We start from the raw sequence: 20,863 nt of genomic DNA, 5'->3' as shown, positions 1-20,863 counted from the left end.
CGACTGGACGGCTCAATCAAACTAAAAAAAGGAGATTGCTCTCCTTTTATCTATGGATTATCTGTAGATGATGTTGCTGGCGTTTCACTTGCAACTGGACTTTCTGCGCTAGTTTCAGTAGCAGTTGACGCTTCCGTCACTGGTGTTTCCACAACGGGCGCTTCACTGACCTCAGACACAGGAGTTGTGCTTGTTTCTGTTTGGCTAGCAGGTGGAGTGTAAGTCGTCGTAGCATTTGGGCTACTATAGGTATTTTGTGCCGGAGCTATGTAGGTATTGGTTTCTGCCTGATAAGTCGTTTCTTCCTGGTAGGCAGTTTCTTCTTGATAAACTTCCTCTTCAGATACCGTGCTTGTTGCTGTTACAACCTCTTCTGTCACTTCACTGCTAGTCGAACTTGCTGAGGAACCGTTCCTTTCAGCTTCTAATTTCTTAGCTGCCTCAGCCCTAATCAATTCAGCCTGTAATCTAGCTTTAGTCTGGGCATCCGTCAAATTATCTGCTGCAACCTTTACCTTATCAATTCTGGTCTGTAGCTCTTGCTTTTTAATAGCCGATTTCAATTTATCAACTGCAGCTTGAGCTGCTTCTAATTTCTCCTTGCTAGGATTTCCTTCAAGCGCAATCACAGCATTCTCTGCCGCCTTATAGGCAGGATCTTCGCTAACAAGTTCTTGTCTAGCTACCGAAGTTTCCGTTTTTGTCTGAGTTCCTTTATACCAGCTTGCAACTAAACTAATCAGCAAGACAAGTACCATAAAGGCAATAATACCCATTTCTGCTGGTGACAATTTTTCAAATTTTCTATTCATCATTCGTTCCTTATGCTATCTGGTAGGTCAAAAAGGTTTGCCTCCCCTACCACTCACTCTAGACCTGCTATTCTATTTAGCAGTCTTTACTTTCCCATTCCAGCCATTCAAACCGTAACTTAGAATGTAGATTTCATTAAAACCTTGTTTCTTCAAATGAAGGGCTGCTGGTGTCACTAATTGCCCACGATCATTTTCATACATCAAAACAGGCTTGTCCTTGCGTAAAGCTGCTGTTGATTGGCGTAATTGCTGGTAGGGAATATTTCTGGCACCCAGAATATGCTTGCGACCGAACTCACTTGGATCTCGTAGGTCAATCAGCTGACCTCCATGAATTTTCTCTGCAAAGGCAGCATTGTCAATAACTGTCGCTGCTTGACGCAATCTCCAATAATTAAAGCCCATCCACGAACCTAAAATGACGACAAAAACAATAAATACCCACAAGGTTTCCACTATCTACTCTCCTTCAACTGCTGATACTCTAATTCCAAACGATGTTCCCGTCGCAAAACCAACTCAGCCTCCATATAGTCCAACCTATCCAGAAGACCTGCCTGATAGACACGATTTAGCTCTATCTGCATCATCTCAATGTCATACAAACGATTGCCCATATAGATGATTATACCAAAACGTTTTAGCAACTGCTGTACATCGTATAGTCGTTTCATATATAAAATTTTAGCAGAATATCCGAAGATTTTCAATACAAAAACATAATAGACCTTGTTATTTTAAAAGCCAAAAAAGATTGGGTTCTTCCCAATCTCATTCCAGTATCATAACCAACCCTTTTCCTGTGCCACCTTAACAGCAGCCGTGCGGTTTTCTGCACCTAGCTTGGACAGGATTGAAGTCATATAGTTGCGGACCGTCCCGTCAGACAGGTAGAGCTGGCTGGCGATTTCCTTATTGGACAGACCTTCTGCCACCAGCTTGAGTAGTTGACTTTCCAAGTTCGTCAAGGGACTACGTTGGGTCAGGAGAATATCCATTAACTCTGGCGAGTATTCCTTCCGCCCCGCCAAGACCGTTTCAATGGTCCGCATAAGGTCCGAAATGGAGCGTTCCTTGAGTACATAGGCATCCACATCTGCCTTGACCGCCCGCTCAAAATAGCCTGGTCGCTTGAAGGTAGTCATGATGACAACCTTGACAGGCAGGGATTTTTCTCGTACCCATTCCAAGACATCCAGCCCCGTCTTCTCAGGCATTTCAATGTCTAGCAGTACCACATCTACGGGCTCTTTTTCCAAAAGAGCAAGGGCCTGGCTGCCGTTTTCTGCCTGTAAAACAGCCTCAACCGCATCTTGAAAGCCCAAGAGCTGACAGAGGGCGTCCCGCAGCATTGCTTGATCTTCTGCGACTAAGATTCTCATTCTACCACCTCCTCAAACGGAATTCGGATGGACAGGCGGGTGGGCTTGGCTAAAGAGAGAAATTCCAAGCTCCCTTTCACCGTTACCAACCTGTCTTTTATGGTATGCAATTCCTGACCAGTCAACTGGGCAAAGCCCACACCGTTGTCTTCGTAGTATACAACCAATTCTTGCTGGTCTTTTTCAAAAACCAAACGACATTTGCTAGCCTGGCTGTGTTTGAGTAGGTTATTGGCCAACTCTCTCAGCACCATAGCCAGTTTGTTCTGGACAGGTAAGCTGAGCTGCTCTGCTATTTCCCCGCCCAAGACAACTAAGTCCACTCCTGCCAAGTCCAACATCTGCTGCAAAATCTGGAGTTCCTCTGCCACGGTGTGCTGCTTGAGGGACTGGACAATCTGGCGGACCTCCTGCATGGAGTCCTTAGCCAAGGTCTGAAGGGCTGCCACCTCCTTCTTGGCCTGGTCAATCTGATCGTGGTCTAAAAGTATCTGGACCAGCTCGGCCTTGACAGACAGCATGGCAAAGACATGACCCAGTGTGTCGTGCAAGTCCTGACCGATACGGTTGCGTTCATTCTCAGCCAGCAGGAGATTGATAGACGCATTCTGCTCCTGTAGGCGTTGCTGAAGGGCTTCCCGCTTGATCTCAATCCAGCTGAAAATCAGCAAGGCCAAGCCGAAAAAATGAATGATGAGTGCAAAAGCTCTCATCTCAAAAGGAACTGGACCAAAGAGAGCCCATAGGATAATAGCCAGCAACAAAAGCCCGTAGGACACCGTCCGATAGGTCGGTCGATTCTCTTTATAATACCAGCCCAGCATAGTGGACAGATTAAAGATAAAGAGGGAGAATTGCAGATTGCCCCAAAAACTCATGACGGCGATATAGCCAATCAGGTAAAACCAAGCCAGCAGGGAATAGAGCTTGTGGTCGGTATAAAAGAGGGAGCAATAGACCAGGGCAAAGAGAATGGTCGCTAGGACAACTGCCGTCGGATTAGGACTATACTGGGCGTAATAAAAGGGAAAATAGAGAAAGACCATGCCCACGAAGAACATGAGTGGTACCTTTCTTTTTTCAAATATCATCTGTCACCTCACTGCTTCTCGGATTTTCTATTCAGAACTAGAGCAATTCCTAAGAAAATTATCGCATAGCCTAGGACAATTAGCAAGGATTTCCAGAGAAAATCTCCCTCTTGGGCATAGGTGGTCACCAGCTGGTTGACATGGTAGCTGGGCATGAGTTTACAAATCCGCTGCACCCAGTCTGGAAAGAGGGAAACAGGCATCCAAGAGCCACCCATGATAGCCAGAACAAAGTAGAGCAAGTTTGCCACCACCGACATGGTTTGTTCCGACTGAATTTGCACCAAGAGCAAGCCAATAGCTAGAAATACGATAGAGGTTACTAAAAGTAAGAGAGCCGAAATTACCCATTCTTGAGCTGTCATCTCTACACCCTTAACCAAGCCACCGACCGCAAAGACAATGACATTGGAAGATACAAAGCAGAGCAAGACCCGAACCAGTTTGGACAGGTAATAGTGCCAGATTGGCAGGGGCGAATGCTGGATAAAGGTCAACCAGCTATTTTTTCTGTCCTCTGCCAGCATCGTGGGAAAGGTGAAAAGGGCAAAGCCCGACATGGAAAAACCTGTCATGGTCAGCATATAGGACTGGATAAAGGCCTTTTGCATGGTCGCATCATCAAACTGGATCGTTGATGAGAAAATCAGGAAAAAGATGACGGGCATGCCGATAGATAGGAGAAAAACTCCCAAACTTCTGGATAATTTTACCGCCTCTACTTGAACTAATGCTTTCATGATTCTTCCTCCCTTGTCTTGTCAAATAGGCTATTAAGCAGGGTTTTGTTTTGAACCTCTAGGTCTGAAATCCGACAACCTGCCTCCTGCAAACTAGCCCAAACCTGCTCAATAGCTCGGGTCTTGAAGCTGACCGTGTCTTGTTTGTAGCTAATCTCATTGATTTCAGCCAAGCTCTCCACCACCTCCGCAAAAGCAATCGGCAAAGTCACTTCTTTTTCTTGCTCCTCACTCCGCATGGCAAATGGCGTGGTATCTCTTAGTAGCCGCCCCTGGTGCAAGACCAAAATCCGCTCCGCCGTATGCTCCACTTCCTCGATATAGTGGCTGGTATAAAAAATAGTCACACCATGATCCTTGAGTTCATGGACAATCTCCCAAAAACGCTGACGGGTCGAAGTATCCATGCCCGCCGTCGGCTCGTCCAAGAAGAGCAACTTGGGCTTGCCAATCAGGCATATGACGAAGGCCAAGAGCCGCTTCTGACCACCCGATAGCTTACCTGCCAGTTGATTTTTTTGCTCTGGGGAAAAGCAGAGCAGGCTGTCGATTTCCACATCTGTCAGACTATCCTTGTAGATGGCTTGGAAAAAGCGGAGCAATTCCTTGACCTTCAGGTCTGTCGGAATGGCATTTTCTTGAGGTAAGACTGCCACCTTTTCCTTATTAGACTGAGCCTGTGGAGCCAGACCGTCCAACAAAACCTGCCCTTTCGTCGCCTTCCTATCGCCCAACAAACAAGACATAAGGGTCGTCTTTCCAGCCCCGTTTGGACCGATTAAAGCCACACATTCCCCAGACTTGATTTCAAAGGAAATATTGGACAAAATCGTCCGTCCTTTGATGATTTTTTCTAATTGATTAACTTGAATCATTCTTGGTCTCCTTTCTGGCACATTACCGCTCCGACAATCCCAATCATCATACTTGCTGGCAAGGACCAAGCCAAGTAGGTCAGCGGTCGCAATCCTTGCCCAAACAAAATGCAGGAAGCATAGACAAGCACAAAGGCTCTAGTGAAATAGGATGTACCTATTTGAACAACTGCTTTCATAATCCTCTCCTAACTGATGATGGACTGAAGTTCTTTTACACACTTAGTATAACCTATCATAAACAACCCCACTAGAAGCCTTTGTCATTGACTCATGTGACAAATGTCATATTATCGTCATTTAGTTTATCTTTGATTATTTTCATTTAAATTTGCTTAGATACATCGATACTTTCGACTTGCTGCACTCTTCGTAAGTGACTTGCTTGCAAGTTTCATCCACAATCCAGTCTAAAATCTAATTCATTCGACTATCGTCTATGCAGCAAAAAAGAGTCCTACTGGACCCTTCATCTATTTATAATTTCGGAGCTTGTCCTAGTTCTGCCTGCAACATCCAAATATGTTTTTCAATACTAGCCTTAGCCACATTGAAAATGTCGTTGGTTACGCTGTCACCTTCTTCGTCACTGACATCAAATCCCTTTTGGAAAAGAGCAGCCAGATAGCGGAATACCTCTACCACACGCGCCAATTGCTCTTCAATCGTTACAGTGTAATCACCAGGAACTTCCTTGAGCTGACTATTTTCACTAAACTCTTTAAGGGTAGAAAATGGTGCCCCACCTAAGGTGATTAAACGTTCACTCATCTCATCCAAATAGCCATCAATTTCTTCCATATATTCATCCATCTTTGGATGCCAAATCATAAAGCCACGACCACGCATATACCAATGGACTTGATGGAGAATAGAATGGGCTACTGATAGATCTGCTACAGCCTGATTCAATACTGCCTTGGTATCAGCCAATGATTGACGTGGGCTGAAGGAAGCAATTTCTGCTGGTGTTTGGAAATACTTTTGTTTCATAGTGTTCACCTTTTTGTTTTTATTTATAACTATTATAAATAAAAATATCATAAAAATCAAGAAATATACCTTATATTAGAAAAGTTCTAATTTTGTAACATATCTAAGAGAGTTACACCACATAAATGATATAATAAAAGAAAAAAGGAGTTCTATATGAAAAAAATCGTTTTTGTTTGCTTGGGTAATATCTGCCGTAGCCCCATGGCAGAATTTGTCATGAAAGATTTAACTGATAGCCTGCAGATTGAAAGTCGGGCAACATCCAGTTGGGAACACGGCAATCCCATCTACCCAGGTACACAAAAGATTTTCAAGCAACACAATATTCCCTACGACCAAACCAAAACTTCTCAACAAATCTCGCAAACAGATTTTGAAGAATTTGATGTCATCATTGGAATGGATAGCAACAATGTCCGTGATTTACGAAAAATGGCCCCTGCCCATGCCCAAGATAAGATTTTCCAGTTCGCCGAAAAATCAGTCCCAGACCCTTGGTACACAGGTGATTTTGACGAAACCTATCGTCTAGTCAAACAGGGTTGTCAGGATTGGTTAGAAAAATTATAATATCTTCTGTGTAATATTTTTGTAATATTTGTAAGAAAATGGTAAACTATTTCTGACTGGATTGATACGCTTTTGTTTTATGCTAGAAAGAAGGGTTTTAAAAATCCAGTAGATTATATCGAAAGGGTTTATCTATGAAAGAGTTAACAAACAAACGATTAACATTGAAAGATGTTTCCCGTTTCTTCACACGTAGAAAAGTAGAAGTACTTTCTCTTCTACTGATTCTGATTTGTGCCTTATCTGTTTTTACAGGTCGGATTGGAAACAAGCAGGCCTTGACCTTAGACAATGGTAAATTACAATACAATGGCTATGTGGTCGCCTCCAAAATGAATGGTCAGGGTCAACTGACCTTCGAAAATGGGGATAGCTACCAGGGACAATTCAAAAATGGCATTTTTCACGGTCAAGGAACCTATAAGTCTGCTAGTGGCTGGGTTTACACCGGAGAATTTAAAAATGGGTATGCCGATGGCAAAGGTAAATTAACAACCGAAGGACAGGCTATCTACGAAGGAAGATTTAAACAGGGGATTTATCAAAATGAAAATTAAATGGTTATCTACAATTCGTGTCATCGGTCTATCCTTTGTTCTCCTCTACCATTTCTTCATCAAGATTTTTCCAGGTGGATTTGTTGGGGTGGACCTTTTCTTCACCCTATCTGGCTATCTAACGACAGCCCTCTTGATTGATGAGTTTTCAAAGCATAAAAAAATTGATCTTATCTCCTTTTTCCGAAGAAGATTGTATCGGATCCTACCACCTTTGGTTTTGACTGTTCTGTTGGTGCTACCTTTGGCCCTCCTTATTCGGAATGATTTCCTTGCCAACATTGGTGGTCAGGTCACTGCTGCTCTGGGCTTTATGACCAATTTCTTTGAAATCCTGTCTGGTGGTAGCTACGAAAATCAATTTACGCCACATCTATTTGTTCACACCTGGACACTGGCTATTGAAGTCCAATTCTACATCTTCTGGGCCGGCTTGGTTTGGCTTCTAGCTCGGATCTCCAAAAGTGTTGGACAACTGCGTGGAACGATTTTCTTAACCTCCCTCAGCCTATTTGTCCTCACTTTCCTTGGAATGTTTATATCCAGTTTCTTCGTGGACAACTTCTCATCTATCTATTATTCGACTTTTACCCATACCTTCCCCTTCTTTTTGGGTGCTATCCTAGCAACTATTGCTGGTATCGGATATACAACCACTACCTTCCAGAAAAGTATTCAAGCACTTAGTTTACAGAAGGTCCTCGGCCTGTTTGTAGGTGGATTGGCAGTCGAACTGATCCTACTGTTTACCTTACAATTTAGTTCCATTTGGACCTACCTGATTGGTTTCCTCTTATCTAGCCTGGCAACTGTTGCCATGATTTTCGCGGCGCGTGTTCTTCATGAAAAAACAGAAAGCATTAAAGAACCTGGCTTCATTCAATTCTTAGCAGCAATTTCCTACGGTATTTATCTCTTCCATTGGCCACTATTGATTATCTTTACTCAACTAAGCAACGCTACGACTGCTGCTCTCTTGTCTTTTATCTTCTCCGTCATTCTAGCAACTATTTCAACCTATCTCCTCGAACCCTTTGTCGCAGGAAGAGTTGGGAAATTGTTTGGGCTTGCAATTGACCTCAAACCCTATAAAAAATGGTTGGCTGGTAGTTTCGGCTTCCTCACTGTACTTAGTCTAGCAATCTGCCTCTTTGCCCCACGACTTGGAAGCTTTGAGCAAGAGAATATGATTAGTAGCCTCTATCAAGCCCAGACCCAGCTGTCAACCACTCGATCAGCCGCTGAAAACTCAAAGGTATCTAGCTTCGATATTCAAAAGGGTGTAACCATGTTTGGAGATTCTGTTACTGTTCGAGCAAGTACGGCACTTCAGGAAGCTATCCCAGGAATCCAAATTGATGGAACTGTCAGTCGAAACCTCTCAGAAATTGAAAGTTTGATTAAGCTCTACCAGCAGAACAATAGCTTGAAAGAAACAGTTATCGTTGCTCTCGGTACCAATACAAGCGATAATTACCAAGAGATTTTGGACAAATTAGTCAAGGACTTTCCTAAAGGACGTCGCCTCATTTTCGTGACACCTTATGATGGTAACTTTAGTCCAAGTAATTCTATTTCTTACCAAACAGGTCAATATGAAAAAGAGCTGGCTGAGAAATACGATTATATTTCAATTGCAGATTGGTACCAGGCCTCTCTGGACAATCCACCCATTTGGTATAACTCCGACTTGGTTCATTTCAACATCGATAATAACGGTGCAGAAATTTTTGCCCAAACTATCAGTCAAGCTATCAAAGCTGTAGAAAATGGACCCATTAAAAACTAAAATAAAAAATTCTTCTGTAACTTTAGATTACAGGAGAATTTTTTTTATTGGTCGAGATAATCTAATACTCTACTCAATATCTTTGACTTTAAGGCACTATACAAACCATGCTAGACTTTTCCTACACCACTTCACAGAATAAAGGCCAATAAAGCAAAAATCCCCCATCCATCGGATAGGGGACACAAAATACAACTATTTCTGTTTACTCTGAAAACGCCATTCAAAGCGTTTCTGGTCATAAAAAGGATACATGACCTGCAAGAGAGTAAGAGCTAAAAGCCAACCTCCAATAATATCCGTCGGATAATGGACACCGATATAGATACGAGAGATGGCAACTAACATGGCTAGAACGATTAAGCCAGCTTGTAGGACTCGCTTGGCCAAGCCCTGCTTCATACGTTGTTGGATAACAATCACTACTGCTCCTGCAATCATCATGGTTGAGGCAGTATGCCAGCTTGGGAATGAATAACCGATGGTATCGATGAGCCATTCGATGCTAGGTCGCGGGCGTTGGTAGACATATTTCAGGGCTGTTGATGCCACCCCCATTGCCGCAAAACTAGCAAGTAGGAAAAAGGCTTCTATCTTCCACCTTTTGTAATAATAGAAGATAGCAGACAAGATAAGGGTAATCGCTAAAATAATAACGGTATTCCCTATGACAGTAATAGAAGTCCAAAACTGGGTCGCTCCACTAGGAAGATTTCCGCGAATGGCGGATTGGATAGTTGAGTCAAAACCAGTCAAGCTACTTGGGTAAAACTTGGCTACATAGCCTAAAAATACAAAGGCCAGAGCAAAGAAAGACGCGTTTCGTAAATGGATTTGTTTATTTTTCATAGGTCTAGTTTACTTTAAAAAAGTTAAACTTTCTTTAAAATAGGTCGAGCTGCTGTGTAACAGATGTAAAACACAATGGATAGGACAATACCTTGCAAGAGATTAAATGGCAAGACCATGAAAAGCAGGTAATTAGTCAATCCCAAGATTTCTTTAATATCAAAGTTTGCAAAGGCAGCATAAACAGGTACAGCATAGACATAGTTCAAGACAAGCATGGCAAGGGTTGAACCAAGTGTTGCTACGACTGCTGTTTTTAAATAATGTTTGACAGTCTGGTCATTTTTCCAGAAATATGAAACGGATAGAATAAAGATTGCCATGACTGCAATATTCATCGGTAACCCAATGATGGTTGATGCCCCTTGATTATTTAAGATCAATTTGAGAAGTGTCCGAATCAAGAGAATAGCAAAACTAGATTTTACATCTAGTATAAGAAGACCAAATAAGATTGGTACCAATGAAAAATCTACTTCCAAGAAACTTGCCGTTGGTATCAAGGGAAATTTCAAGTACATGAGTAGAAATGAAAGTGCTGAAAGAATGGCGATAATCGTCATTTTCCGTGTGTTTGTCATAAAGGTTCCTCCAATTTTGAAAATTGAAGAAGCTTAGAAGGGCAGCAGAAACTGCACTTCGTCTTCTCCCATCCAGACTTTACTGTCGGTTGTGGAATCAAACCACATCAGCTTTCGCTCGCAGACTTCCAACGGTCTATTTTGTTCTAATACTGCGTTAGCTCATCTCGACATACACTCAGTATGGTCTCCGATTCGCTGCCTAGTCTTAAAACAAAATAGCCTCGTTTTACACTGCCGGTCGGGAATTACACCCTGCCCTGAAGACTATTTCATCATACCAAAAAAGCCCTGCAAGTGCAAGGCATTGAGTTGTTTTCAAGTCTTATTTTAGCTTATCCTCTTCATAAGTATGGACCAAATCCAAACCTGCAAAATTCTGCTGACGAAGGGCTTCGTAGACAATCATACAGACAGTATTGGAGACATTGAGGCTACGGACATGCTCATCATTCATGGGAATGCGAATAGCTTTTTCAGGATGAATTCGCATAAATTCTTCCGGTAATCCCTTATCTTCACGACCAAAGAGGAAAAAGTGGATACCGTCCTGGTAACTTTCTTCCGAATAAATTTTATCCGCAAATTTTGACACCAAATGAACTCGACCATGCTTACTTGCATAGTCCATAAATTCTGTCAGATTTTCATAGAAACGAACATCTAACTTATCCCAGTAGTCCAAGCCCGCACGCTTCATCTTGCGGTCATCAATGGGAAAGCCCATGGGTTTGATGATATGGAGGGGGCTATTGGTCGCGGCACAAGTTCGAGCTATATTCCCTGTATTCTGGGGAATTTGTGGCTCAAACAGAACAATGTGGTTTTTTGCGGTTTCTTCAGTGTACTGTAATTCTTCAATATTCATACTTTTTATTTCCTCAAACTAGGGCAGTGATTATTCGGACAAAAAAATAGCCACACTGCCCGGAGTCAAGCTCAGCAAACAGCATGGTGAATGATGATTCATTCACTTAACTCACAACAGGTTTGAGTTAAATCAATGAAATCGTGTTTCTATTGTAGCTTAAAAAAGGCTGAAAATCAAGAGTTTTGATTTATTTTTTTCAAAAAACAGAGCCCACTTGGACTCTGTCATAGAATTATTTTGCAGCAACACCTTTTTCAGCTGTCAATTCAATCTTTTCAGGACTTGACTTGCTGTCCGAACCGATGAAAACGTCATAGTATTTAACCCGTTTGTTTACGGCAGTAATACTTTCACGTTCGAGGGTTGGAATAGCAAATGCTTGCTCAAAGGCATGTTCTTGCCAGGCCTTGTAATTCGCAATGTTCTTCGCTTCATCAAATGATTCTGCAGAAGCAATCTTGTTTAAGAGAGCTGTATTCTCATCAGAAACAAATCGAGTATAGTTGTACATAGCTTCAGGTCCCCACAAAGAAGTTGGATCTGGATCAAGACCAGCAATCCAAGCTGCGAGGTAAACATCAATTCCCTCGTCATTGGCCGCAATGGATTCATAGAAGGTGTTGTATTCGATGGTTCTTCCAGTGTAAAGCTCCACATTCAGACCAATTTCCTTCCACCAGGTCAGGTATTGTTGCACCATGGTTTCCTGCGTTTCAGTTGATTTCTGAGCAGCAACACTGATCTTCAGTGGTTTGCCATTGGCATCTTCACGGATTCCATCACCGTCGACATCCTTGTAACCAGCTTCATCTAGCAATTGTTTAGCTTTTTCAGGGTCATAGCTATAACCTGCTAAATCAGCATCATGTACATCGCCAAAGAAGGAAATGATGAGTGAGTTGGTTGGGTGATACAAGCCATTGTATAATTTTTCGCCGATAGCAGCATTATCCAAGGCATAGCCCATAGCCTGACGCAATTTGGCATTGTTCATCTTGGCATCTGGATTGGTCACGTTCTTACCACTTGCTTCATCATATTTACCAAGATTGAAGCCGATATAGTTGTAGATACCTTCTAAGCTACCTAGCAAGGTAATATTTGTAAGGTCTTTGTAGGCTTCGTATTGGTCGGTTGGCATTTCAGCCAAGTCATAGTTTCCGGCTTTCATCTCAGAAACAATGGTGTCTGGTGAAACGATATCAATCTTGTAACTGTCTAGCTTGACTTTGCCTTTGAAGTAATATTCATTTGGTACATAGGTAACTGATTCGCCGCTGACAATTTCCTTGACCTTGTAAGGTCCCATCCCAACAACTTTGGCAGTACGAGCATATTCACTTGATTCCCAATCTTTGACCGCAATATCCTTGAAAATATGCTTGGGCATAACCAATTCAGGAACTCCACCACCTGCATACATCATAGAAGGCGACATCTCTTTGACAGTCAGTACAATTGTGTAGTCATCTACTTTCTTCACACCGGAAATCTCGCTGGCTGTCCCTGCTTGGAATTCTTCAAAGCCAACGATATTGGTGTAGGTTGTATCAGCACGGACGCCAGTATAATCAGGACTAGCCAATTGTTCAATAGTAAAAATATAGTCATCGATAGTAAATGGCTGACCATCTGACCACTTGTAATCCTTGCCTGTCAAACTAACAGTGACAGTCTTGGCATCCACATCGAATTCAGCCTTGGCAAGTCCTGAATCATCCAATTTACGGTCTGCATTATAGCCAAACATAGAAATGTCAACCATAGAGGCAAACGGAGCATCCACCCCCGTCTGAGCAAGCTCATCTAACAAAATACCTGTGGATGGTGCAGAAGCAACTAAGGCATACTTAAACTGCCCGCCACTAATTGCCTGACCCTCATGGGTCACTTCAGACTCAAAAGATAAATCAATTGAGCTCGTGCTTTCTTTACTTTGACAAGCTGCTAAGATTGCTAGGGAAAGCAAGCTAACCCCTGCAAGAGCAAACTTCTTCATTTTTTTCATATTCTAACTCCTTTTATTTTTTTATAGTATAACACAACTAAGAATAATTATGCAACAAATTTTACAAAAATATTCGTTATTTCTTATCTTTTTGCTTGAATAGTTTTAAAAATTGATAGTTATAAAACAAACTTCAATTGATTTTGTATAAATATTCAAAAGAAAAAGTAGGTTGCCCTACTTCTGTTTGTTTCGTTTCAAACTAAACCTGTCTGGAACAGGGTCTTCTCCACCCTCCACAAAGGGATGACAACGCCCAATGCGAGCCAAGCCCATCAAAAAGCCCTTGAGACCATGTTTTTGTAAGGCCTCGATCATATAAGCCGAACAAGTGGGCCGGTAGCGACAGGAGGGCGGAAATAGGGGAGAAATATATTTCTGGTAAAACCTGACTAAGCCGATAAGGAGCTTGGTCATTTTTTCTTCACCGGTTTTGTAACTGCTAGCGTATGCAGTTTGCTGATGTCTTTCTTATTAAGTTTGCGGTATTCTCCTGGACGCAAACCAGTCAGCTCCAAATTCCCAAAGCGGGTACGAGAAAGTTTGTCCACCTGCAAACCAACCGCTTCAAACATCTTCTTAACCTGATGATTACGCCCTTCATGAATGGTCAACTCGACCACAGAGCGATTTTTAACAGGGTCAACCTTGATGATCTCATAAACAGCTGGCTTGGTTTTCTTGCCATCAATGACGACACCTCGGGTCAAGGGCCGGAGTACTTCCTTATTGGCAACTCCTTTGACACGCGCCAAATAGACCTTGTCAATCTCATTTCGAGGGTGAATCATCTCATCCGTAAAATCACCATCATTGGTCAAAATCAAGACCCCTGACGTATCCCAGTCCAAACGACCAACAGGATAAATCCGTTCTTTGACGGTCGGCAACAAGTCCACAACTGTCTTTCTACCCTTGTCATCTGACACACTGGAAATAACTCCATGTGGTTTATTGAGGAGGTAGTAAACCTTCTCTTCATTGTAGATTGGTTGCCCTTCTACTTCTACAATATCTCCAGATTTAATGGTCGTTGCCAATTCACGAACCACTTGACCATTGACGGTAACACGACCTTGCTTAATCAATTCTTCTGCCTTACGACGACTGGCTACACCAGCGTGGGCAATGTATTTGTTAATTCTCATCTTCTAACTCATTTCTTTCTAGGAATAGCTCGGTTTCTTGCTCCACCAAGTCAAGTTCTGATACATCAGGCAATTCTTCTAGACTGTTAATCCCCATGTAATCCAGAAAATAATCCGTTGTCACATAGAGATTGGGCCTGCCAAGTACCTCTTTCTTCCCATTCTCACGAATGAGGTCAAAAGCCTGCAATTTACTGATGGCTCCGCTGGAATTAACTCCGCGAATATCATCGACTTCAATCCGTGTGATTGGTTGCTTGTAGGCTACGATTGACAAGGTTTCTAAAAGGGCTCGTGACATGGTCTGGTTGATGGGGGTTTTAGCATAAATCCGCAACAAGTCGGCATACTCCTTTTTCGTCACCAACTTGTAGCGGTTGGAAGATTCTAAGAGAGCCAATCCTGATACCTGGTCGGCCATGTATTTTTCACTGAGTTTCTCTAATTGCTGGCTGACAGCTGTGGGTTGCAATTCCAACATTTCAGCCAAATTGCGCAAACTCAAGCCATCCTCACCTGCCACAAAAAGCAGGACTTCGATTTCAGCTAAGCGATTCATCTTCACTCCTTACTAGATAAATATCTCCAAAGGTTTCCTTTTGTTCCAAGATAATCTCATGAACCTTGACCAACTCCAAGGTGGCAAGAAAAATGGTAATCACTTCATTGATGTCCTGGCTCTCCTGAAAAAGCTGACGCAGTTCAATACGAGGGTTAGCCTCAAAACGACTACGGACAAGGTCCATCATGTCTTCGATCTTATACTCATCCCGAGCAATAGTTGCGTGGGACTGACGGAGACTGGCCTGTTTTTCAGCTATAACCTTAGAAAAGGCAAGGAAAATATCAATGACAGTCTTATCTTTGGCCAGCTGGACATCCTCATAAATCAAGTCCAGCTTGGGTTTTGAAAAATAATTGGCCCTTTCATCATGTTGCTCTCCCAGTTTTTCGCTGAGTAGCTTGAACTTGCGGTATTCTTCCAATTGATCCAGGAGATCCATTTCTGGGTCGTCCTCGGGATCTGTCTGTTCAACGACTTTTGGCAAGAGCCTCCGGCTTTTAATGACCATCAATTGACTGGCCATGACCATATACTCTCCCGCCACCTCCAAGCGCATGGCCTGCAAGGTCGCAATATAGGCCAGGTATTGTTCAATGACCTCTGTAATTGGAACCTCGTAAATATCCATTTGGTACTTGGACACCAGATGCAGTAAGAGATCCAAGGGTCCTTCAAAATCTTTTAATTTTATATCCATTATCTAAATTTTTCCAAACTCATGCTTGTTTTCAGTCCCAACTGCTTGGCGATCTGGTCAAGGGATTTTCCTTCTCTGATTTGAGCTAGAATGTACTGCTCTCGCAATTTTTGAGCGGTCCAATCCGACTTCCCAATGGACTGAACAAATTCGGTCAAGCGATTGAAAAACCATTGGCGAGAGTAGGTCTGGCCTTTCTTGTCAAAGACATAGTACCCTGTCAGATGCCCTTCAAGATAGCCAACTAATTCCTTGGGAATGGACAGAACACGCTTGGTCACACCTTTCTCTACTGTCAAGACTTGAAAATCCAAATTGATCTGCTGGCTGGTCAGCTCTGCTATTTCACTTGGCGTCAAGCCTAAATATGCTATCAAAAGTGCGATAAGCTGACCTTCTAGCCAAGGACTTTCTTGAAAGAGTAAAGACAGGTCTTCACTTTCCAACTTCTTTTTGACACGAGTCGGTCCTGCCATAGCCTGTAGCTTGTAAAACCTGTCCAAGTGACCTCTTTCATAAAGAAAGAAGAGAAATTGATTGACCGCCGATAGCTTTCTTTTCTGAGCAGCAGGTTTCAAGTCTAGCAGGGACTGCTGATAGAGCAAGAGGGACTGCTGATCTATGTCGCCCTTGGTCAACTCCACAAATTGCTGTAGATCATAAGTATAGGATTTTTGACTGTTGACACTGACCTTTTTAGTCTGGATAAACTCTCCTATAGCCTGCTTCATTTCTTGCCTTCTTTTGATGCCAAGGGAAAATTATGCAAAAGCGCATTGATGGCTTTCAGAATGGATTTACGGGTAATAATCCCAAGGAATTCCCTGTTTTCTCCAAGAACTGGTAGGAAGGACTGATCAACTAGCTTGCGCATGACCTCTGTCAAATCGTAATCCAGACCTACCGTTTCTACATCCGTCTTTGCAATCAGGGAAATATCCGTGTTCAATTCATCGTCTGACAACTCATGCTCAGCCTGGTATTGAATGATTTCCGTCAAGCCAATGGTTCCAAAGAATCGCCCGTCTTCTGTTACCACAGGCACACGAGAATAGGTCATGTGACTGAGCAACAATTTAGCATGATCAATATTATGGGTATCGATAATAACAGCCAATTTATCCGCTGGTGTCAAGAAGGTTTCTTCTTGGTCCAACAAAAAGGCTTCAAATTCTCGTGCAATCATCTTGAAATATCCTTTGTCAATGCTGGGTAAAGTTGGTGCTGACGGTTGTAGTAGTCCACATGGAAATGGTCTTCAGTGATGGTCACAAGGGCATAGAGGCACTCTCTGACCAAGCCACGAGGTTGACTGACTGAACCAGGATTAAGAAAGAGGGTCTTGCCACGCACTTCCGCATCAGGTACATGCAAATGCCCGTACAAACAAATATCCGCATCCACTTCCTGTGCCCAATAATCCAAGCGTTGCCAACCATAGTTAATGCCATAGAGGTGTCCATGGGTTTGGGCAATGGTCACATCACCCAATTGAGTAATGAGCTGATCTGGATAACCGCCAAAATAGTCGCAGTTGCCATTGACCACTTGGATGCCATCCCAAAGACTATCTTGACTGTCTAGCTCCGAATCACCATTGTGGAAAATAGCATGGACCTTGCCAAGATAGTGGTTTTTAATCTCTTCTACAATCTGTCTGTCCCCATGAGAGTCGCTCATGACTAGGATTGTTTTGCTTGCTCCTGCCATACTGGAAATGCCTCCACTAATTTTTCTAGTGCTTGTGCACGGTGGGAAATCTGATTTTTTTCTTCTAAGGTCAACTCTGCCGAGGTCTTGCCTGTTTCACCGACGAGGAAGAGCGGGTCATAGCCAAATCCATTTTCCCCACGGAGTTCCATACCGATAAAACCTTCCCAGTCAGCTTCGACAACCAAACTATCACGATTTGGAGCCGCCATGACTAGGGTACAGTGGAACTGAGCAGAACGATTTTTCAAGTCGAAAACCATAGCTAACTCATGCAAGAGCTTGGCATTATTGAGCTCATCTGTGGCATCTGGACCTGAAAAACGTGCAGACCAGACCCCTGGCAGTCCGCCAAGTGCATCAACCTTCAAGCCTGAATCATCTGCCAAGACCATCTTGCCTGTCAGCTCTGCTATGGTTTCAGCCTTAAGCCGTGCGTTTTCCTCAAAGGTCATCCCAGTTTCAGCCACATCTGGCAGGTCAGGGTAGTTGTTGAGGTTCTCAACTTGGTAGCCAAAGCGCTCAAAAAACTTACGGAATTCCTTGGTCTTACCTTCATTTTTAGTGGCAATCAAGATGGTATCTCCCACGCTTGCCAATCCCTTGTCTTGACCGAAGAAATCGGACATAACTACTCCATCTTTTGGCAAATGAATCAAGAGCAATTTGTCAGCTTCTGTTACCAGAATAGCACCTTGGTGTTGGAGGGCCTTGAACTGTCTATTATTTAACTCATTCAAAACACCACAGGCAAACTGGAAGAGGGCAAAGTCAGACTGAAGTTTAATCACCTCAATATTGACACACTGGTTGAAATTCTCATCTTCATAGTTACCAGCAATCAGTTTGTCAAATAATTGACCAATCTGGTAAATTTCTTGTTCTCGGCCAGTTTCTCCAAAGGAACTAAATAGGTTGGCAAAGCTAGCCTTTCCGATAAACCAGTTCTGCTCATCTCTATATTCGTAAATCTTGTCTGTCATAGTTCTACATGCTCCACATGAATATCAATGCCCATCCAGCTTTCAGCAATTTCCTTGAAAGCTGCTGGACTAGCTGTTGTGTAAAAACGGTGCTGAACATCCTTTTCTGTACGGCTACGGTTGATTTCGAAATAATTCAACAAGACCGAAATATCCCGTGCGCACTCTGCTCCACTGTCAATCAACTTGACATCCTTGCCCATGGCATTTTGAATGATGGGACGGAGAAGTGGATAATGGGTACAGCCCAAAACCAGCGTATCTACCTGACCGACCAAGGGACGCAGACTATCATAGACAACTTTCTTTGCCAAACTAGATTGATGTCCATTGGACTCTACCAAAGGGACAAACTTAGGACAAGCCAAGCTTTCTACCTGTATCCCAGGAGAGAGAGCCTGTATCTTTTGCCTATAAATATCCGATTGGATGGTCATAGCGGTTCCTAAAACCCCAATCTTCCCATTCCTTGTCGCCTTGATGGCTGCGGAGGCACCTGGCAAGATAACTCCCAAAACAGGAATATCTAGAGATTCTTTGATTTCGTCCAAGACAATTGCTGTAGCTGTATTACAGGCAAGGACAATCATTTTGACATTTTTTGTCAATAAGAAACGCACCAATTCCCAAGTATATTCTCTGATTTGTTCAGCTGGTCTAGGACCGTAAGGAGCTCGTGCAGAATCTCCTATATAAACGATTTCTTCATGGGGTAATTGACGCATGAGTTCACGCACAACCGTCAAACCACCCACACCTGAATCTAAAAATCCTATAGGTCTATTATCCATACTGCTCAGAATAGCCAGAAGTCTGACTAACCTTTCTTTCTTACTCAAAAAAAGGGAATGGGAAAGAATATCCCAGTCCCATGTCACTTATTTTTTCTTGCTTGCTGCTTTTTGCTGGCTCTTGATTTGGCGAAGTACTTGTTGTACTTTTGCTTCGCTTGGTTTTTGACCCATTTGGCTCATCATCAAGCGCAAGGCATTTTCATCCAAAACTGGCTTGTCAGCAATGTAGTTTTCCACTTGTTTGCGTGACAAGTAAATCCCCAAGGCTACACCACCTGCAAGTGCCACAAGCACCAAAACAATTACTAAACCGATACCTAATTGCATATCAATCTCCTGATTTTCTAAAAAATAATTCATCTGGTATTGCATCGCGCAATCTCATACTGACACTATTATACCAAATTCCCCAAGCTTTTCCAAGACTTACCTGTCAAATTCAAAACCATAAATGGTTGCGAAATAATCCTCAGGAGTTTCAGCACGGCGAATCATACGAGCTGTGCCATCTTCCTGTAAAAGAATTTCCGAGGAACGCAAACGACCGTTATAGTTGTAGCCCATAGAGAAGCCATGGGCACCACTGTCATGGATGACCAAGGTATCTCCTACTTCTGCCCGTGGCAATTCCCGATTAACCGCAAACTTGTCGTTGTTTTCACATAAAGAGCCTGCTACATCCACTACTTCAATCGGAGCGTCTGGTCGAGTGATGTTAGTGATATGGTGATAAGCGCCGTAGAAGGCTGGACGCATGAGGTTGGCAGCTGAGGCATCTACACCTACATAGGTCCGATAGGTTTCCTTACGATGAAGCACCTTGGTAATCAAGTGACCATGCGGCGCCAACATAAAGCGACCCAATTCTGTAAAAATTTTGACATGTCCCATACCAGCTGGCGTGAGAATTTCCTCATAAACCTTGCGAACTCCCTCACCAATGACAGCGATGTCGTTTGGTTCTTGATCTGGGCGATAGTTGACACCAATACCACCTGATAGGTTGATGAAGTCCAAGGTCACTCCTGTTTCTTCACGAATTTCCAAGGCCAATTCAAACAACTGACGCGCCAAAACAGGATAATAGTCATTGGTAACGGTGTTAGAAGCCAGAAAGGCATGGATACCAAATTCCTTGACACCAAGTTCTTTTAACTCCTTGTAGCCCTTCATCAGCTGGTCCTTGGTCATGCCAAACTTAGACTCTTCAGGATGGTCCATAATATCCGTTCCCAATGAGAAAACACCACCTGGATTGTAACGGAGGCAGACGGTCTCTGGAATTCCGGCTACATTTTTCAAAAACTCAATGTGTTCGTAGGCATCCAAGTTGATTGTTGCACCAACTTTACGAGCATAGACAAATTCTTGGGCTTGCGTATCATTTGATGTGAACATGATGTCCTTGAAGCCCATTTTTTCACTCATGAGCACCTCTACATCTGTCGCACAGTCCACTCCACAGCCTTCTTCTTGAAGAATTTTCAAAATGGCTGGCGTCGGTGTTGCTTTGACTGCAAAATATTCCTTAAAGCCCTTGTTCCATGCAAATGCTGCATTCAAGGCACGGGCCTTTTCACGAATACCTTTTTCATCATACAAATGGAAGGGAGTGGGAAATTGCTCCGTAATGGTTTCTAGAACTTCTTTACTAACAAATGGTGTCTTGGTCATCTCTCTACCTCATCAAATATTTTTCCTATTATACCACAGAACATCCTTTTCAGAAAGTCATAACCACCCGTGAAAACGGGTGGCTTGTACACCGGCTATAAGCCGTTTCTCTCCAGCGACGTCTAAAGACGTTCGCTGAACTTCGTTCAGGTTAGTGCTATAATTACT

Annotated in this window: 27 protein-coding genes and 1 riboswitch; of the genes, 3 read left to right on the top strand and 24 right to left on the bottom strand. The window is 42.9% G+C overall.

Annotated elements, in window-relative coordinates; genetic code table 11:
- Positions 1 to 50: 50 nt before the first annotated feature.
- The 9 genes from C1G49_RS03595 to C1G49_RS03555 all read right to left on the bottom strand — a co-directional run bounded on the left by C1G49_RS03595 (position 51) and on the right by C1G49_RS03555 (position 5,896).
- A complete protein-coding gene (locus C1G49_RS03595) occupies positions 51 to 812 on the bottom strand; it encodes a serine protease (RefSeq protein ID WP_105124647.1) in 762 nt (253 codons plus the stop codon).
- Positions 813 to 884: 72 nt separating this feature from the next.
- The gene (locus tag C1G49_RS03590; protein WP_105124646.1) at positions 885 to 1,271 is read right to left on the bottom strand and encodes a rhodanese-like domain-containing protein; all 387 of its coding nucleotides are present in this window, start codon (positions 1,269 to 1,271) and stop codon (positions 885 to 887) included.
- On the bottom strand, positions 1,271 to 1,489 hold the full coding sequence (locus C1G49_RS03585) for a YqgQ family protein (RefSeq protein ID WP_105124645.1): 219 nt from the start codon (positions 1,487 to 1,489) through the stop codon (positions 1,271 to 1,273). The genes C1G49_RS03590 and C1G49_RS03585 overlap by 1 nt, the downstream gene beginning before the upstream one ends.
- Positions 1,490 to 1,597: 108 nt before the next feature.
- Complete coding sequence (locus tag C1G49_RS03580) at positions 1,598 to 2,197, bottom strand: response regulator transcription factor (protein WP_105124644.1); 600 nt, start codon at positions 2,195 to 2,197, stop codon at positions 1,598 to 1,600.
- Positions 2,194 to 3,288 (bottom strand): sensor histidine kinase, encoded by a 1,095-nt coding sequence (locus C1G49_RS03575; RefSeq protein WP_161942075.1) that lies wholly within the window; start codon positions 3,286 to 3,288, stop codon positions 2,194 to 2,196. The genes C1G49_RS03580 and C1G49_RS03575 overlap by 4 nt, the downstream gene beginning before the upstream one ends.
- A gap of 8 nt (positions 3,289 to 3,296) precedes the next feature.
- A complete protein-coding gene (locus C1G49_RS03570; protein WP_105124643.1) occupies positions 3,297 to 4,028 on the bottom strand; it encodes an ABC transporter permease in 732 nt (243 codons plus the stop codon).
- Positions 4,025 to 4,903, bottom strand: a complete 879-nt coding sequence (locus tag C1G49_RS03565; protein WP_105124642.1) for an ABC transporter ATP-binding protein — start codon at positions 4,901 to 4,903, stop codon at positions 4,025 to 4,027. Before C1G49_RS03565 ends, C1G49_RS03570 begins: the two co-directional genes overlap by 4 nt.
- Positions 4,900 to 5,082 (bottom strand): hypothetical protein, encoded by a 183-nt coding sequence (locus tag C1G49_RS03560; RefSeq protein WP_105124641.1) that lies wholly within the window; start codon positions 5,080 to 5,082, stop codon positions 4,900 to 4,902. The genes C1G49_RS03565 and C1G49_RS03560 overlap by 4 nt, the downstream gene beginning before the upstream one ends.
- A gap of 298 nt (positions 5,083 to 5,380) precedes the next feature.
- Positions 5,381 to 5,896, bottom strand: coding sequence for a Dps family protein (locus tag C1G49_RS03555; protein ID WP_105124640.1), 516 nt, complete (start codon positions 5,894 to 5,896; stop codon positions 5,381 to 5,383).
- Between the two features lie 156 nt (positions 5,897 to 6,052).
- Between C1G49_RS03555 and C1G49_RS03550 the strand changes: the two genes are divergently transcribed.
- From C1G49_RS03550 to C1G49_RS03540, 3 genes are all read left to right on the top strand, one after another.
- Positions 6,053 to 6,469, top strand: a complete 417-nt coding sequence (locus C1G49_RS03550; protein ID WP_105124639.1) for a low molecular weight protein-tyrosine-phosphatase — start codon at positions 6,053 to 6,055, stop codon at positions 6,467 to 6,469.
- Positions 6,470 to 6,603: 134 nt separating this feature from the next.
- Positions 6,604 to 7,026 carry a hypothetical protein gene (locus tag C1G49_RS03545; protein WP_105124638.1) on the top strand — a complete coding sequence of 141 codons (423 nt, stop codon included), beginning with the start codon at positions 6,604 to 6,606 and terminating at the stop codon, positions 7,024 to 7,026.
- Positions 7,016 to 8,815 carry an acyltransferase family protein gene (locus tag C1G49_RS03540; RefSeq protein WP_105124637.1) on the top strand — a complete coding sequence of 600 codons (1,800 nt, stop codon included), beginning with the start codon at positions 7,016 to 7,018 and terminating at the stop codon, positions 8,813 to 8,815. Before C1G49_RS03545 ends, C1G49_RS03540 begins: the two co-directional genes overlap by 11 nt.
- A gap of 195 nt (positions 8,816 to 9,010) precedes the next feature.
- On the opposite strand, the gene C1G49_RS03535 is transcribed toward C1G49_RS03540, so the two are convergent.
- The 15 genes from C1G49_RS03535 to C1G49_RS03465 form a co-directional block, all read right to left on the bottom strand.
- Positions 9,011 to 9,664 (bottom strand): phosphatase PAP2 family protein, encoded by a 654-nt coding sequence (locus C1G49_RS03535; protein WP_105124636.1) that lies wholly within the window; start codon positions 9,662 to 9,664, stop codon positions 9,011 to 9,013.
- A 23-nt stretch (positions 9,665 to 9,687) separates the two neighbouring features.
- A complete protein-coding gene (locus C1G49_RS03530; protein ID WP_105124635.1) occupies positions 9,688 to 10,245 on the bottom strand; it encodes an ECF transporter S component in 558 nt (185 codons plus the stop codon).
- 56 nt (positions 10,246 to 10,301) lie between these two features.
- Positions 10,302 to 10,517: riboswitch (FMN riboswitch) on the bottom strand.
- 53 nt (positions 10,518 to 10,570) lie between these two features.
- Positions 10,571 to 11,113: a tRNA (cytidine(34)-2'-O)-methyltransferase gene (locus C1G49_RS03525; RefSeq protein WP_105124634.1), complete on the bottom strand. Its 543-nt coding sequence runs from the start codon at positions 11,111 to 11,113 to the stop codon at positions 10,571 to 10,573.
- A gap of 235 nt (positions 11,114 to 11,348) precedes the next feature.
- Positions 11,349 to 13,124 (bottom strand): oligopeptide ABC transporter substrate-binding protein, encoded by a 1,776-nt coding sequence (locus tag C1G49_RS03520; RefSeq protein ID WP_105124633.1) that lies wholly within the window; start codon positions 13,122 to 13,124, stop codon positions 11,349 to 11,351.
- 177 nt (positions 13,125 to 13,301) lie between these two features.
- Positions 13,302 to 13,541 carry a membrane protein insertion efficiency factor YidD gene (gene yidD, locus C1G49_RS03515; protein WP_105124632.1) on the bottom strand — a complete coding sequence of 80 codons (240 nt, stop codon included), beginning with the start codon at positions 13,539 to 13,541 and terminating at the stop codon, positions 13,302 to 13,304.
- On the bottom strand, positions 13,538 to 14,272 hold the full coding sequence (locus C1G49_RS03510) for a pseudouridine synthase (protein ID WP_105124631.1): 735 nt from the start codon (positions 14,270 to 14,272) through the stop codon (positions 13,538 to 13,540). The genes yidD and C1G49_RS03510 overlap by 4 nt, the downstream gene beginning before the upstream one ends.
- Entirely contained in the window at positions 14,262 to 14,831 is a 570-nt protein-coding gene (gene scpB / locus C1G49_RS03505) for an SMC-Scp complex subunit ScpB (RefSeq protein ID WP_105124630.1), read from the bottom strand. The genes C1G49_RS03510 and scpB overlap by 11 nt, the downstream gene beginning before the upstream one ends.
- Positions 14,815 to 15,534 carry a segregation/condensation protein A gene (locus C1G49_RS03500; RefSeq protein WP_105124629.1) on the bottom strand — a complete coding sequence of 240 codons (720 nt, stop codon included), beginning with the start codon at positions 15,532 to 15,534 and terminating at the stop codon, positions 14,815 to 14,817. Before C1G49_RS03500 ends, scpB begins: the two co-directional genes overlap by 17 nt.
- Positions 15,534 to 16,265 (bottom strand): site-specific tyrosine recombinase XerD, encoded by a 732-nt coding sequence (xerD, locus tag C1G49_RS03495; RefSeq protein WP_105124628.1) that lies wholly within the window; start codon positions 16,263 to 16,265, stop codon positions 15,534 to 15,536. The genes C1G49_RS03500 and xerD overlap by 1 nt, the downstream gene beginning before the upstream one ends.
- On the bottom strand, positions 16,262 to 16,720 hold the full coding sequence (gene cbpB, locus C1G49_RS03490) for a cyclic-di-AMP-binding protein CbpB (protein ID WP_029173902.1): 459 nt from the start codon (positions 16,718 to 16,720) through the stop codon (positions 16,262 to 16,264). Before cbpB ends, xerD begins: the two co-directional genes overlap by 4 nt.
- The gene (locus C1G49_RS03485) at positions 16,717 to 17,244 is read right to left on the bottom strand and encodes a metallophosphoesterase (RefSeq protein WP_105124627.1); all 528 of its coding nucleotides are present in this window, start codon (positions 17,242 to 17,244) and stop codon (positions 16,717 to 16,719) included. The genes cbpB and C1G49_RS03485 overlap by 4 nt, the downstream gene beginning before the upstream one ends.
- On the bottom strand, positions 17,217 to 18,227 hold the full coding sequence (locus C1G49_RS03480) for a nucleoside-triphosphate diphosphatase (RefSeq protein WP_105124626.1): 1,011 nt from the start codon (positions 18,225 to 18,227) through the stop codon (positions 17,217 to 17,219). The genes C1G49_RS03485 and C1G49_RS03480 overlap by 28 nt, the downstream gene beginning before the upstream one ends.
- Positions 18,224 to 19,018: a glutamate racemase gene (gene racE / locus C1G49_RS03475; protein ID WP_105124709.1), complete on the bottom strand. Its 795-nt coding sequence runs from the start codon at positions 19,016 to 19,018 to the stop codon at positions 18,224 to 18,226. Before racE ends, C1G49_RS03480 begins: the two co-directional genes overlap by 4 nt.
- Positions 19,019 to 19,105: 87 nt before the next feature.
- A complete protein-coding gene (locus C1G49_RS03470; RefSeq protein ID WP_105114558.1) occupies positions 19,106 to 19,348 on the bottom strand; it encodes a YneF family protein in 243 nt (80 codons plus the stop codon).
- 99 nt (positions 19,349 to 19,447) lie between these two features.
- Positions 19,448 to 20,695, bottom strand: coding sequence for a diaminopimelate decarboxylase (locus C1G49_RS03465; protein WP_105124625.1), 1,248 nt, complete (start codon positions 20,693 to 20,695; stop codon positions 19,448 to 19,450).
- Between the last annotated feature and the right edge of the window lie 168 nt (positions 20,696 to 20,863).

The sequence above is a fragment of the Streptococcus suis genome (assembly GCF_002960625.1).
GTDB classification, from domain to species: Bacteria; Bacillota; Bacilli; order Lactobacillales; family Streptococcaceae; genus Streptococcus; species Streptococcus suis_T.
This window is presented reverse-complemented; position numbering and strand designations above follow the sequence as displayed.